Genomic DNA, 15,077 nt, shown 5'->3' on the forward strand with positions numbered 1-15,077 from the left:
GGTTAATCATCCCCGGCAGCAGCCCCTTCACTGGGGTCGCTCGTGTCGTCCTGCTCGACATCAGTCTCGACCGTAGAGGCTCCGTCACCGTCGTCCATCTCGACGTGAATGCGGTGATCGGCATCTTGGATGAGACCCTCATAGCGGTCGACGACGAACACCTGCGGCACGTTCCAATCACGGATGCTGTCGACGGCCTCCTCGAGCTGGTCGATATGGGCCTCGTCGAGGTGGTTGGTCGGTTCGTCGAGAATGAAGGGTGGAAGCCGATCGTCGCGCCCCTCGGCCTGATCGGCAAGGACACGGTAGACACCCGCTCGAAGGGCGATCGTCACAAGGACGCCCTCGCCGCCGCTGGCTTTGTGCGGGTCGCGTGCGGTGTCTGTTCCGCTGACCAGCCGGAGATTGTAGTCCTCGTCAATGTCGACCGCCTCATACGTGCTGTTCTGGTAGAGATCGCGGAATACCTTGTTCGTGTGGTGCTTCAGACGGTCGAGAACACGCTTTCGCATCCGCGTCTGTACCTCTTCGTAGGTGTCGGTAATCGCCTCAAAGTCGCCGAGAAGGGACTGGGCCCACTTGATCTGCTCCTCAAGGCCAGACTTCTGGTCGCGCTTGTCTCGGAGCCGGCCGAGCCGATCCTCAGCCTTACTTTTGGCTGCCTGCGCGTCGTCCCGCTTCTCCCGGGCGGTCTCGAGTTGGCCATCTAAGTCCTCGATCAGGCTCTCTGCCTGCTGCTCCTGCTCTCGCAGCTCCTCCATCGTCGTATCGTCGAGTTCCGTCTCCAGCGATTCGATCTCGTCCTCGAGCTGCTGTAGTTCGTCGCGCTTCTCCTCGAGCTGCTCTTCCTTGTCGTCGCGCCGCGAACGATGCCCTTCACGATCGCTCTCCAGCGTGTCGATTTCGCTGTGAGCGTCACGAGCATCACGGGCGGCGTCGCGGGCCGACTCCACGGTAGTTAGCTTCTCCTCTGCGTCCTCGAGTTCGTCCTCTGCGTCCTCGACCGCGTCCCGGGCCTCGTCGATTTCGGCCTGCTTATCCTCGATGTGGGACTCCACCTCTTCGATTTCGTCTTCGACATCCGCCAGCTCATCGCGCGCCGCCTCGAGTTCGCGTTCGGCATCTTCGACCGCCTCGACGGTGTCCTCGACCGCTGTGATGGCTTCGATTGCCTCTTCGCCATCTTCGATTGCGGCTTCGAGGCGTTCGATGTCATCGGTCAGAGATTCGACGTCTTCCTTCAGGGCGTCTCGGGAATCGCGCGCCGCCTCGATGTCGGCCTCAAGTTCATCGATCTCGTTCGCGGCGTCGGCTAGTGCTCGGTAGCTGGCCGCCTCGAAGAGCGCCTCCGCGACCGCTTGGACGCGGGCGAGTCGCTCGTCCGCGGTGTCGAGGTCTTCTCTGGCCACTTCGGCAGTCGACCGAGCGGCGTTCCTCTCGTCCTCCAGCCGATCTATGTGTTCGCCGTAGTCGTGAGTGGCGCCGATGTCGCCCCCGTCAAGTGGCCACTCGCTATTCGCCAGTGACCGCAGATCCTCGACCCGTGCCGTCGTACGCCCTACGATCTCACGTGCGTCCGCAAGATCTTCGGCCGCTCCACGGTGGTTGTCGAGAGCGGCTTCTAGCTCGTCCGGGAGACTCCCGGTGAATACGGTATCGATGTCTTCAGCGGAGACGGAGAATCCGAGTGTGGTCGCTTTCTCGTTGGCTCGGTTGACCGCTGCCTCGAACGCCGCCTCAGGGTCGTCCACGTCGGCCTCGAGGCTCTGACGGATGTCTTCGTGTCGGTCGCGTGCGTCAGACAGCTCTGTCTCCATCTCGCTGATCTCGTCAGCGAGGCGTGAACGACGGTCGCGCTTGGTTTCCCGCTCCGATTCGAGATCAGATTTCTCGTCTCGAAGGTCGTTCATCCTGCTGCGGACGGCTGCCTCGTGATCATCAATGTCGCCCAGTGGGGCCTCGAGATAGTCACGCAGCAGATCGTCGCGCTCGTCTCGATACTGTTCGAGTTCCTCCTCTGCGTCGTCTAACGCCGATTCGGCCTCCTTGACGGCGCTGCGAGCGTCCTCTTGCCGATCCTCAGCGTCGTCGAGATCATCTTTGAGGTCGTCAAGTTCGTCCTCTAGTCGGCCGACCGTCTCCTGCGCGCTATTGAGGGCGCTTCGCTTCTGTTCAGCGTTGCTACTTACTGCGTCATATCTGTCCTCGTAGTGGTCGACCGCCTCGCTGGCCTCTTCAGCGTCCGTGAGATCAAATTCGTCAATCTCGTCGTCAAGATCGACGATGCGCTCCCGGTGATCGCTGATTTTCGCGTCGCACCGATCGATATTCTCCCCCAACTCCTCGATCTCCGTTTCGAGGTCGCTGATGGCATTTTTGACGTCGTCGCGGTCGTCGCGCAAGTCATCGAGTTCGGACTTCCGTTGCTGGTGATCGTCGATGTCGTCCTTGATGTCCCGCAGTCGCTCGCGGGCCTCCTCGATGCCGTCGGACAGTTTTTCCATGCGCCCGTCCAGTTCCTCGACCTCCTCGGCTTTCGCCTGCATCGTAGCCTTCGGATCGTCTGCCTCGAGTTGGCGGATGTCGTCACGGACAGTCGAGAGACGCGACCGCTTGTCTTCCAACCAGTCCTCGACAGGGCTGGAAACCTCGTTGATGTCCGCCTCGTACTCATCGGGAGCAGTCAGGCCGAGCAGGTTGTCGAGGATCTCCGCACGCTTCTTCGGGGTGGCCTCGATCAGCCGGTTCAGTTCCGTCTGCTGGGCGTAGGTGCTGTTGGCGAACGCCTCGTAGTCCATCCCCAGTAGCCGCGTTACTTTCTCCTCGATGTCGGTCGACTTCTCCGAGTATGTTTCCCCAGTATCGAGGTTAGTCATCTCGGCTTGGGCCCTCGCGCCCCCGTCACTGCGCCGGGAGACGTCGACTGTAATCTGGTACCGAGTGTCGCCGACGCTGAAGACGAGTTCGGAAGTAGCACTGTCTGCGCCGTCCTGAATCAGGTCGACGAGTTCGTGCGCACCAATGCGATTCCGGCCGCGGTAGGGGTACAGTGTCGTGTACAGCGCGCGGGCGATAGTCGACTTACCGGCACCGTTGGGGCCGTAAATCAGCGTTAGTCCTTCACCGAACTCGATTTCCAGTTCGTCGTAGGATTGGAAATTGGATAGGGTGAGCCGTTCGAACTTCATGCGTCTCCCTCCGTTGAGGTGTCGCCAAATCGCTCGGAAGCCAGTTCGTGGAATCGTTCCTTGGCGTTCGCACGCCGCCGCGTATCGGCGAGGTCGGGATCTGCGTTACGCAACATATCTTCAAGTTCGCGAGCCTCCTCGCTGATGTCCAGCTCGCCGACCGCGTCGTTTAGCTCGGCGTCGACGTCAATCTCGCTCTCGGTGTCGAGGTCACCGAGATCACCCGTGATGGCCTCGACTACCCGTTCGTCGGTTACGTCAGCATGGACAACATCGCGTGCGTGCAGGTAGTCGAGGATTCCCTGCTTGGTCACGCCGTTCTCGGCACCGCTGACGTCCACGAACACAACCGCATCCTCCACGGGCCCCTTCTCCTGTATCTTGCGCTCGACGAGATCGAACGTGTCGGACTCACCGAACTCGATGTCGATCTCGATGAACTCGCGTGTGTCGAGCAGCAGTCGCTCGCGGTTGATGGGCGAGTCCTCGTCCGGTCGGATGGTGAGTAGATCGACTGACGGCTGCGGCGTGTCACGCGTCGTCCGCTCGGTCGATCCCGGGTACCATACGGGGACACCGCGACAGGTGTCGCCCATTCGCTCGTGGCAGTCACCCAGCGCGATGCCGTCGACGTCTGTCCCGAAGCGGTCGAACACGGGGTCGAGGTCGAGGATGTTAGAGGAATCGTGTCCGACTGGATCTATTGGTGGGGAGAACAGCTGGTGCATGGCGACCAGCCGAACTAATCCTTCGTCGGCTGGCTCGAGCGAGAAGTCGGCGTCCTCCCAGTCTGGGCCCTTGACGGAATCGATACCATACAAAGCGACATCTCCGTTGATCGTTGTCGGCGTATGCGTGAGGCGAATTGCGTCGCCCGTGAGAACGAACTCGTCCACGAAGTCGGTGTTCCGTCGGAGTTCGTGGTTTCCGACGATGACGTAGAACGGGATGTTCGCCTTGCGAAGTTCGCGCAGGGCCTCGTGGCACGCGTAAACATCGTCGAAGCTCGTGAGTTGGTCATCGAAGAGATCACCAGTGTGTAACACAGCGTCGACCGGCTCGTTGTCATGGTCGGGATGTTCTCCACGAGCGATTTCTAACGTTTGCTCGAACGCGTCGAAGAAGTCCTCCCGTCGCGTCGTGTTCCGGTACTGCTGATAGCCGATGTGGGTGTCGCTAACGTGAAGGATGCGAGTCGTCATGGTCGGTGGCACCTCCGTCGCGGAGGATGAAGTCGCATGTCAGACATCTCTATCTTCAGCAACTCTTGCCGGTCACTTATATTTATGGTTTAGAACATGAGCTTGCCCCAAAGTCCTACTATTGAGTCAAATTGTGAGCGCAAACGATACGGAGTGCTTCTCCGGAACGTCGTAGTAACGCTAAAATAGGACACCGAATAGAATATGGCTGTGGGAGTACAAACACGACTATGCAAAGAACCGATTTCACGCCAGATTACAGGCAGCTGAATCCATGGTGGGATTCCGGCGATGTCTCCGAAGCAGACCGGTATCACTCCGAACGACGCTCCGATTACAAGTACAAACTAGACCGAGTCCGTAACAACCGATTCGTGACTATCGCCGGGGCAGCGGGAAGCGGCAAAACAACGATTCTACACCAGATCGCCCACGATCTTACGATCGAGTATGGCGTTTATCCGCAGAACGTCATGTATCTACCACTCGGAGATTCCCGATTCCAAATTGGTAGTGACGTACTGGCCGATGCTGTTGACGAGTTTGCCACATACTACTGGCGGCAAGACACCGATCCCGGAACCGGATACGTATTGATTGACGACGCACATGCGACCGATTCGTGGAGCGAGCAAGTGCGCGATTGTCTCGATAAATACGACAATCTCACTATCGCCGTGACGCTGCCAACAGTAGCACGAGCGAACACTGACTCGATTGAAAAACTGAACATCGAGACATCTAGCGATCTCCTCCTTCCACCGAAGTATTACGACGTCATCACCGAAACCCGCGACATTGAGGTCAACAAGGAAGTAGTCAGGAGTGTCCGCGACGCGTTGGAATCTGCTGCAGATACCGGAGATGTCACAGGTCTTGAGTCGGCGGTCAATTCAGTACTGGATTCGATCGAATCAGCAAGTACACTGAAGCGCGGTGTGCGGGAGTTCCTCCAAGGAAGTGGACGCGATGTTACTATCGAGGATGTCCGCAACAATTTGGAGTTGACTGTCTATCGAGATGTCCCCCGCTATCAGCAATTCGACGACCGAAGCGATCTCTACGCGTTGTGTGCTATTGCAGCGATGTATCCGGGTCAAACGCTTGGTCTGAAAAACTTGAGTGAGATTTTGGACTGTGACCGTCGAACGTTGCAACGCTATATCGACGTTTTGGAGGACTTCTTCATCCTAACGCCCTCGTATCAATACAAGCACGAGCGTCGACGGAGCGTGCGGCTGTACGTTCGTGACCCGGTGCTCATGGGCTCGCTTCTTGACCTTGACTATGACGGACTACTTCCGACAGATGTCGAGCAGAAGTTGATAACCGCAGTGACCTTTGACCACTTGAAGCGCCTTGGCTTCCGTTTTCACCGAAGTAACGCCCCGGTAGACTTCTGGGAGAGCGGAGATACTGACGTCGACTTCGTTCTGGAAACGGGTGACGGAACGCCAATTCCGATAGTTACGCCCGACCCGAGCGGAGATAGAGCAGCAGGAGACCGTATAGAGGCGTTTTGTGAGGAACACGACTGCACGCTTGGAGTAAAGGTCTCGCGTGACGCCGAACCTGATATTGAAGAAAACATGGCCACGCTTCCGCTCTGGCTATTCCTCTTCATCATCTAATTTCCTCGAACTTCTATCTCGAAACTGCACGCTCTTTGAGCAAGCCAACTCCATTGACGTAAGCGAACGACAGGCCCAGATCATAATATCAACTCCGTCTCAAAGCGGTTTTCTGGATTCGAGAATATCCCTGCCAATAATGGCACAGGAGAGAACCGACATAGATGGTTTCTTCTCTCCGGATGAGTTGGAACCGCACCCTATCAACGACGACATCTATGATGACCGTACAGAACCCGATAAGGCATTAGAAGCCAGCATCGAGAAACATGGTATTCTCAACCCAATTATCGTCGATCCACAACCCGACGCTGGGGAGGCGGACGATAAACCGACAATAATCTCCGGACATCGACGCGTCGAGGTCGCAAAGAAGCTAAATCTGGACGAAGTACCAGTAGAGGAACTTCGGCTGGCATCGGAGCTCGAACGTCGAGAGCTACTACTCGAGTATAACCGAAACCGAGACAAAACGTTCAGCCAGCGCATGCGAGAGGCGCGGGAGTTAGAGCGCATTGAGCGCGAGCGGGCCCAAGAACGACAGGGTACCCGCACCGACATCGTGGAAAATTCACCATCAAGTGCAGATACCTCGACAGACAAGGAATACGGGAAAACTCGCGATAAGGTGGCCGACGAGACAGGGTTCGGTTCTGGCCGCACCTTTGACAAGGCGAAAACGGTCTGGAAGGCGGCTCAAGACGGAGATACTGTGGCCCAACACGAGGTCGCGAAACTCGACCGCGACAAACAATCGATTCACGGAGCTTACGAGCAAGTCAAAGATCGGTTAGAGCCGAGTTCCGAGGCGGACGAAGAGGCAAACGACACGGAGGAAGCGGACGCATCTTCGGAGACCGATGAGGACAATCCCGAACAACTCTCTCCAGAAGATGTGATCCTCTCCGCCTATGTCGGTGAAAATGCCAAGGTGTTCCCGAAGGTTCTCGATCTGCACGTTGAGTCCGGATCGCACATCGCCGATGTCACCTACGGCAATGGCTCTTTCTGGCGACGCGTCCCCTCGGACAAGTATGAGCTGACTGCGACTGATATTGATCCGGCGCGCTCGCCCGACTCAACGGATGGAGTCGACTGTCGCGACCTGCCGTACGATGACGAGTCGTTCGACTGCGTGGTACTTGATCCACCGTACAAAGGCGGGTTCTACGAGAGTGAGGACAAGCCCTCAGAGAACAAGTTTTGGATGACGGATCGGTACGTCGGGGGCCTCGGCGAACAATCTGCAACCTATCACGAGGCGGTTATTAATATGTACGCAGCGGCGGGGAAAGAGGCTCACCGCGTGCTTGAAGAGGATGGTGTACTCGTCGTCAAAACGCAGGACGAGGTGAGCGAGAACGAGCAGCGGTTCACTCATATTCAGATAACCGAGATATTCAGTGAGATGGGATTCCATGCTAAGGACTTGTTCGTGGTCGTCAGGCCCGATCGTCCGACGATTGGCCGCACGTACGAGCAACGACGAGCACGCAAGAACCACTCATTCTTCCTCGTGTTCGAAAAAAGGGAGTAAGAGGGTAAGGAGACGATTTTCCGGAAGCGTTCTACTCATTCATAGCACATCCTGATAGACCGCAAGTTCGATGATCTATCCGAGATCGCGATTCTGACAGAATTTTTATAACCGATCGGAGGATCCTCGAGACTGGCCCCAGCAATAGAAGCCAGCTGGTGCCGCGGTAGCGGCAACAAGATTCCGTTCACTGGAACCAATACAGGCATGTCTATACCAGTCAGCATCCGACAAGCGTTCGATTTCAGGCGTACAACACGAGGTGTTCGACAGTGAAGTCGTTGTATTCATGGCAGGAACAGATGCTCCCTCATATCGATCCACCCCCGCGCTGGAAGCGGGCCGAAACACACGTAATCAAAGAATATGGCCTTATTGAGGATCACGCGTCGTGGCACGATGCGCGCACTGACGATGATGAACTGGTCGAGATCAAGTCCTGTGCGTGCGAATACGAAGATGGCTCGGTCGGAGAATTCGCTGTCTGGGAGTACCAGTGGGTAAAACTTGTTACTCGAGGGAAATTCGCACTTCTCGTCTATATCCCTGACGCAGATTGTACAGTCTTGGCGACAAAGATGGTCTTTCCCGGTCAGATAGGGAAGGCTGGAACAGTGTCTAAACGTAAGCATCCGACAATGGGGCGTCAGAGGCTTCGACGCGTTCCGTGGCCGGAGGTAATCTCACTGGACGAGATTGAACCCCGCAAACGTCACTACTTCACTGATTACTATTCTGAAGAGGAGGTAGAAAAGACGGCGTTCTGGTATCCGCCCAAAGAATAGGAGTCCGGGGAATACCTCCATTCCCTGTTCGGCGAGAAGGTTGTAGAACTCCCGCGCCGACATCGCTTCAAGGAACCCGCTCACAGACGCAGATTTGACCTCTTCGTTCTCGTATGTCCTCCACGTCACCCCCTCCCTCGGACGCCGCGTACGGCACTACAGCGTTCGCCAGTACGGCGCGCCATCGCTTGCTGATGCCAACCGAGTCCTTTAGCTTTCGACGCCGCCTTATCTGATACCTTTTACCTCAGAAAGAAGACCCAGAATCCGGCCACACCGCATCGTGGACGCGAAACAGATGCAGGGCTGGCGGGACGTGAAGCGTCCCACGCCCAGAAAGCAGGCGCAGGGAAGTGGGCTCTCCAGACCACGGGAACCAGCAACCGGCTCCATCCGATAGTAGGCCCTGAACCGGTGTAAACCTCACGCAGGACGGGGTTCGCCGCCGAGACCCGCCACGGTACTACGAACCCAGTCGGGAGGTGTTGGCCCTCTTTACGCGGGCGCGTTGCCGCCGAACGTGCCGCTAACCCACCTTTGAGCGCCATAATCCTTAGATCTGGTTTCAGGAACCTCCCGACTAGGCCGGGAAATGTAGAGCGTGATTTGTTCCCCACATTTCCAACCGCCAGACAACGCCGGTGAATGTTGGGGGTGGTTTGACCCTAACAATCGCTCTACTGCCTGTTATTGAGCATATGGTGGGGTTCTACTGCCGAAATCCTTCACCCCCCGCCCCCGATCCGGCAGAGAGGGGTATGTATCCCCCCACCTGCCCCCTCAACGCGCGTGCATAAGGGTGCAAAGACCACTACTGGTTGTGAGGAAGTCCAAAGGTGTGCGAGAAGGGGTCAGGATTCGGCGAGTGCTGTTCGGAGTTCGCGCCACGCGTCGAGAGCCCGATCGCCCTTTGGGGTGATCTGATAGAGGCTGATGTGCCGGTCGTCAACCAGCTCGACGAGGCCTTGGTCACGCATCTTGGAGAGACGTTTGCTGACGTACGATCTGCTGCTGGAGACATCGTCTTCATCACTAAGGATGGAAGGCGTGCTCCGCCCGTCACGGAGATGATCAAGGAGCGTGGCGTCTGTCTTGGAGAGCTGTGGCGGTGCGTCAGTCTGACCCGTCATTGTGTGTTGGTTATAGATGGAGACGTAAAAGAGTACCCCGAGCCGTATATCTCCCACCCCCTGTAGCGTGTAGCTTTTATGTTGTTCCCGGATATGCTCGAGCGAGTCCGATGGGCTCTCCAGACCCGGGCGCCGTCCCTAATCGGCGCGCCCATTCCAGCTCGGAGGACTCGCCCCTCTCCAGCGAACATGCAGGAAATCGAGGTAATTCAGCGACCGGGCGAAGGCGACGCAGGTGACGACGAGCTAGTCATCGACATTGGAAACAACTATCACCTCAGCATCGAGGTCTCCGCTGACGAAATGCGCGTCCGTCTCCGCGACGCGTCGGACGACGAGATGCTGTACCGCGACGACTGGCAGCGCGATTGGTTCGAGAGCGAGCAGAAGCGCAAGAAGTACGGCAACCAGATGGCGGACGCCGCCGACCGCGACGATCTCAACAGCGGCTGGCTGAAAACGAAGCTCCGCGAGCTGGCCCTGACGATGAAGGACGACGAGACGACGGAAATGACGCCCGATGCGAAGAAGCTCGTGGAGGAACTTACGAGCGACGTGAAGGCGTACCAGTCCGCCGACGGCCTCACCGTGATGGTATGGGTGGATTCACCCGCCTCGTCCCCCATCGACGACACGCGGATCTTCCGCTTCGATCTCTCCGAGTGGCGGAGCGACAGCGCCGAGACGGTGAAGGCGAAGTACTACCAGAACTTCCTCGTCGAGCCGGAGATCGGCGATCAGGACTGGAACGCGATCTGGGAGGACTGGAACGCACAGAAGACCGTGGCGACGACCGAGCAGGCGACCGAGGAGGACATCATCGCCGACCGCGTGACGGATCGCGTCGCGCAGCGGTGCAGCACCGCGGTCACGCGCGACCGCGAACAGTTCGTCTCCCGGCACTGGGGCGCGCTGTACGAGGACGCCGACGAGAGCCGGTTCGACACGGAGACGGTGTGGGTCAAGTCCGAGGCCATCGAGGAGGTTGTCGAGGAGCAGACGGACAAGTCGGGCACCGGCTACCACGGGAAGTTGTCCGGCGCGCTTCAGCGCAACGACCACACGATCAACAGCACCCACCGCGTCACCGTCGACGGGGAGCAGATTCACTGCTACCCGTTCGATCCGGAGGCGCTCAACATCGATGAGACTGACCTGATGGGAGGTGATGACGAGGCTAGCGAAACGTCCGCCGACGAGCGGGTGATCGACGCATGATGCCCGACGCCGACGAACTCAACGATGCGGACGTGTACCGCATCCGCGGCGTCCCGGGCGCGGGAAAGACCACGGAGATCCTCCAACGCACGGAGGAACTCCTCGATGACGAATACGAGCTGACCGACTTCCGCTGGATCAGCTTCACGAACTCGCACGCCCGAGACCTCGTGACTGACCTCTGCGGCGGCGACGGCCCGTTCACGCCGGACGACTTCGACGCCGTGGCCGAGCGGGTCACGACCCTCCACTCGCTCGTCAAGTCGCTCAACGGCGTCAACGGGGACGACATCGTGACGGGCGGGGGCGACGACGACACCATCCGCGAGTTCTTCACCGACCGCGGCATCCGATTCCAGCCCGCCGGTGATCCCCTGCGGAAGGCCGAGGAAGACGAATCACGGGAGATGAGCGAGGGCGAGAAGCTCCTCGCGATCGATCAGTGGCTGATGCAGCACGGTGACGCCATCGAGGCCAGTCTCGTCGAACTCACGCCCGAGTGGATCGACGAGGCGCCCGTGGACACCACGTACGCGGGTTCGGAGGTTGCCGCCATCCTCGCCGAGTACCGCGCGTGGAAGGACGAGCAGGGGATCTACGAGCATCACGACTACATCTGCGAGTACGCGACGAAGCTCCACGAAGAGCCGGAGTACGCGCGCTGGCCCGACTGCAGCGTGCTATTCATCGACGAGTTTCAGGATTACGCACCGGCGGAGTACCTCATCCTCCGCGAGTGGATGGACGCAGATCAGTACGACCTCGCCGTGATCGCCGGCGACGAGAATCAGTCCATCTACTCGTTCAAGGGCGCGAAGCCGTGGCTGTTCGACGAGACGCCCGCCGACGTCGAGAACATCCGCAGGCAGAGCTACCGATGCCCCAAGGCGGTCACTCGCGTCGCCCGGGGCATCCTTCCCGAGAGCGGGATCACCAGCGCGCTTGACGACGAGGGTGTTGCACGGGAGAAGTCCCTGTGGACGGACGTGGAGGCGGCGGAGCTTGCGCTCAGCCTCCTCGACCGCCACGATGCGGACGACGGCGGGGACGTGTACTTGCTCGCTCGCACGAACCGACACGCGAAGAGCATCGCTCGGGCACTCCGAAAGCAGGGTGTTCCGTTCTCGGGGATTGGCACGAAGTTCGCGCCAGCGTACGCCGATCCCGAGGAGACGCACCCGTGGACTGACCGCTGGATCGCCGTCGCCGAACTCCTCCGAGGGATGGCCGCTGGCACGGACGTCCTCAACTACGAGGACGCCTACCAGCTCATCGACGCCGCAGTAGCGAGCGACCGCCGGTGGGAGCAGTGCGACGCCGAGTACGCTGGGCCGCCGGCGGACGTGGAGGATGCACCCGACGTCCCGATCTGGACGGCCTTCCCGGGCTGCTCGGACATCACCGACATCGCGCAGAAGCTCGAGACCGGCGGATGGCGCAAGAAGATGGTGCTGACCGCCGCCGAGTCCCCGGACGTGGACATCCGCGAGGCCGCCGAGAACATCAAGATCGGCACCATCCACGCCGCGAAGGGGCGGCAGGCCCCTGCGGTCGTGACCTTCGCCGGATACCCCGCCAACCTCGCCGAGAAGTGGTGGGACGACGACGAGTTCCGCGCCGAGGAACGACGCCTGTACTACGTGGCCGCGACTCGCGCCAGCGAGGAGTTGGTCATTGCCCGCGAGTTCTTCGACGGGCGCCAGATGCCGCTGTTCCGAGATGGTCTCCCGCACAGCGCGTCGAACAGCCCGAACACCCAACACGCAGACTAGGACAATGGCGCACGACAAACTCACCGAATCCGACTGGAACGAGATCATCACCGACGCCCGCGACGACGCGGGACTCGACAGCGACGCCGGCGTCCCCGAAGACCTCCTCGCCGAACACGCGGGCAAGCGGTTCTTCGAGGTGGCCGATGACGCCCGCGCTCGGGTTAAGCGAGCGGTCGCGAAGGACTGGTTGGCGCGCGACGATGGGCAGTACTGGCTCGCGGGCAACCGTCCGGGGCAGGACGACGAGGAACGCTCTGAGCCCGACAGCAAGGAGAACGACGCTCCCGATGAATCCGACAGCGACGAACCAACGGTCTCCGTTGACCGCGCTCTCGCGGCGATGAACGTCGCGTGCCGGTACTACCACGAACAGCTCGACCGTGACCTCGCCGGCGTCGACGACGTCGAAGTTGACACGCCCCGCGAGTACTTCGCCGAGGTGCGCGGCTGGAGCGACGACCTGATCGCGGAGAAGATGGTTGGGTGGGCGCCTGCGGACGGCGAGGCCCTGATGGTTCACCTCCACGAGCAGGGGTTCAGCCGCGAGGAGATGCTGGCGACCGGCCTGTTCGGCGAGAACGACGACGGCAACCTCTACACGATGTGGCAGGGCCGGTACGTCATCCCGTACATCTACGATGGCGAGCCCGTGTTCGCCATCTCGCGGGACTCTGGCCACCCGGCCGACTGGAAGGACGGCAAGTACGACAAGCCGCTCATCAGCCGCGACAACGTGCCTCTGAAGGAACCCATCTGCGGCCTTGACTCCATCGAGGAGGGCGAGCCGACCGTCATCACCGAGGGCATCGCAGACGCGTACACGCTCCACGATCAGGGCGTCTCGGCAATCTCTCCGGTTACCACCCAGTTCAGCGGTGACGCGCAGGAACGACTCGTCCGCGTCCTCGACGACTACGAGATCGACCGGGTGTTCATCCTCCAAGACTCCGAGGAGCCGAACGTCGCGCGTCTCGAGCGAGATGATCCCAGCCGCATCACGGACGTGCTCAGCATCGAGCAGCACGGACACGGCATCAAGGGTGCGGTCAAGACGGGCGAATACCTCGCCGACCGCGGCATCGAGGCACGGGTGGGAACGCCGCCGCGCCCCGGTGGGGACAAGATGGACGTCGACGACTACGTGCAGGAGTTGGACGGCAACATCCGCCCACTCGCCGCCTCCGCAAAGCCAGCTGGAGACCACCCTGCCGCCAGCGAGGAAGCCCGCAAGAACGCCGCCCGGGAGCAGTCGCGCCGCGAACGCAATCGGCACGAGGACTCTGACACCGATTCTGACGACCATCAGCAGTCCAGACTGTGGGACTTAACGCTCCGTGACGTCACCGGGCTTAGCGAGGGCGACCGCCTCAACAACCCGCTCGGCCACCACGGCAGTCGAGAGGACTACTTCGTCGTCATCAGCGACGAACTCGCCTACGAACACAAGTATAAAGTGGCGTACAATGCGCTGACGTACATCCTGTGCGAGGCAGGCGTCCGCCATCCCTCGGCACCCGAAGGCCCGCTCAGCCGCCGCGAGGTGTGGGAGGCGTGGAAGCACGCGAAGGAAGAACGGTACATCCCGGCGTCTGACCCGATTCCGTGGGCGGCCATTCGGCACATCGCCGACGAACACAACATCGGGCCGCTGTTCAACGACTACGGCCTTGACGCGGTGGTGTTCAACGCGACCCTCTCACGCATCGAGAACGAGTACGGTACTGAGGTTGGCCGCGACCGTCTCGGGAGCCTCGAAGATCAGCGTAAAGGCGAGGCCAAAGCTGACGGGAACGACGAGCTGGAGGACGCCGTAGATGAACTGCTCGGGTAGCCACCTCCCACAAACCGCTTTTCTGTCAACGTGGGGTAATTACTGTTGGTGGCAGAAGTCCGGTTCACGCGAAGTCCTAACATTCAACATCTACATCTTCTGCGGAGATCAGCGTTGAAGTCCTTCGATAGATGGCACGCCATTAATGGTCGGTCGGTGGGAGGAGACCGCAGAGTATGGGTGCTTGGTCAAGTAGTGCATCAAAGAGCCGTTCTGCGTGCCGATACAACGCGTGATGTTCGTCAACCGTGTATGTGATCTCTTCGCCGTTTGTTTGAGATATAAAGCCGTTGTCGAGAAGTGGTTCGAGCGTGGCATCAAGCGCAGCACCATCGCGTCCAGCCTCAACTTCGAATGTGTGCCGCTTAAACCGAGAACGAAAACCACGCGTGCAGCACTCCAGCACGTGAGCCCGCCGGTCGGCGAACAACTCGTTGAGGGCGGTTCGATGGGTACGCGACCAGTAATCGTCGAGACTAACGTAGGCACGTACGATTGGAGAGAGGTCGTTTAGCGTACCATCGGCGTGAACAATGCCAAGGTCGTTGAGGGCATTCAAGTCATAGGTATCAAGCGATTCCCCGAGCGGATGGAGAACGGTTTGGAGCGCCTCGTGAAACCGCGATGTGAGGAATACGCCAGCGACGACATGTGCGTTGCCGATATTCCGGGTCGGATGTATCGACTCATGGTGATCAGGGTCGCGGTGATCAACGTGGGTTCGTGGATACGTCATATTACGTCCTCCAACAACAGCTTACTAGGTATTAACATCATGAG

10 protein-coding genes are annotated in these 15,077 nt (G+C 59.5%); 6 read left to right on the forward strand and 4 right to left on the reverse strand.

Translation table 11 applies throughout. The features are described from left to right. Nucleotides 1–2 precede the first annotated feature (2 nt). Nucleotides 3–3,188 carry an AAA family ATPase gene (locus AMS69_RS17805; RefSeq protein ID WP_053969389.1) on the reverse strand — a complete coding sequence of 1,062 codons (3,186 nt, stop codon included), beginning with the start codon at nt 3,186–3,188 and terminating at the stop codon, nt 3–5. Then, nucleotides 3,185–4,390, reverse strand: a complete 1,206-nt coding sequence (locus AMS69_RS17810; RefSeq protein WP_053969390.1) for a DNA repair exonuclease — start codon at nt 4,388–4,390, stop codon at nt 3,185–3,187. The genes AMS69_RS17805 and AMS69_RS17810 overlap by 4 nt, the downstream gene beginning before the upstream one ends. A gap of 230 nt (nt 4,391–4,620) precedes the next feature. Here AMS69_RS17810 and AMS69_RS17815 point away from each other — a divergent pair, with 230 nt between their 5' ends. From AMS69_RS17815 to AMS69_RS20350, 3 genes are all read left to right on the forward strand, one after another. Continuing rightward, nucleotides 4,621–6,021: an ATP-binding protein gene (locus tag AMS69_RS17815; RefSeq protein ID WP_053969391.1), complete on the forward strand. Its 1,401-nt coding sequence runs from the start codon at nt 4,621–4,623 to the stop codon at nt 6,019–6,021. A gap of 139 nt (nt 6,022–6,160) precedes the next feature. Then, nucleotides 6,161–7,558, forward strand: a complete 1,398-nt coding sequence (locus AMS69_RS20040; RefSeq protein ID WP_053969392.1) for a ParB/RepB/Spo0J family partition protein — start codon at nt 6,161–6,163, stop codon at nt 7,556–7,558. Nucleotides 7,559–7,860: 302 nt separating this feature from the next. Further along, nucleotides 7,861–8,343, forward strand: a complete 483-nt coding sequence (locus AMS69_RS20350; protein WP_155119995.1) for a hypothetical protein — start codon at nt 7,861–7,863, stop codon at nt 8,341–8,343. A gap of 851 nt (nt 8,344–9,194) precedes the next feature. On the opposite strand, the gene AMS69_RS17835 is transcribed toward AMS69_RS20350, so the two are convergent. Continuing rightward, nucleotides 9,195–9,473 carry a winged helix-turn-helix domain-containing protein gene (locus AMS69_RS17835; protein ID WP_053969395.1) on the reverse strand — a complete coding sequence of 93 codons (279 nt, stop codon included), beginning with the start codon at nt 9,471–9,473 and terminating at the stop codon, nt 9,195–9,197. 189 nt (nt 9,474–9,662) lie between these two features. Between AMS69_RS17835 and AMS69_RS17840 the strand changes: the two genes are divergently transcribed. Genes AMS69_RS17840 through AMS69_RS17850 form a run of 3 tightly spaced genes read left to right on the forward strand, consistent with a single transcriptional unit; the run spans nt 9,663 to nt 14,297 of the window. Further along, entirely contained in the window at nt 9,663–10,691 is a 1,029-nt protein-coding gene (locus AMS69_RS17840; RefSeq protein ID WP_053969396.1) for a hypothetical protein, read from the forward strand. Beyond that, nucleotides 10,691–12,463: an ATP-dependent helicase gene (locus tag AMS69_RS17845; protein WP_053969397.1), complete on the forward strand. Its 1,773-nt coding sequence runs from the start codon at nt 10,691–10,693 to the stop codon at nt 12,461–12,463. Before AMS69_RS17840 ends, AMS69_RS17845 begins: the two co-directional genes overlap by 1 nt. Nucleotides 12,464–12,467: 4 nt before the next feature. Beyond that, nucleotides 12,468–14,297, forward strand: coding sequence for a hypothetical protein (locus AMS69_RS17850; protein ID WP_053969398.1), 1,830 nt, complete (start codon nt 12,468–12,470; stop codon nt 14,295–14,297). A 142-nt stretch (nt 14,298–14,439) separates the two neighbouring features. On the opposite strand, the gene AMS69_RS19870 is transcribed toward AMS69_RS17850, so the two are convergent. Then, entirely contained in the window at nt 14,440–15,033 is a 594-nt protein-coding gene (locus AMS69_RS19870; protein ID WP_077067829.1) for a hypothetical protein, read from the reverse strand. Nucleotides 15,034–15,077: the final 44 nt, after the last annotated feature.

The organism is Haloarcula rubripromontorii (assembly GCF_001280425.1).
Lineage (GTDB): Archaea > Halobacteriota > Halobacteria > Halobacteriales > Haloarculaceae > Haloarcula > Haloarcula rubripromontorii.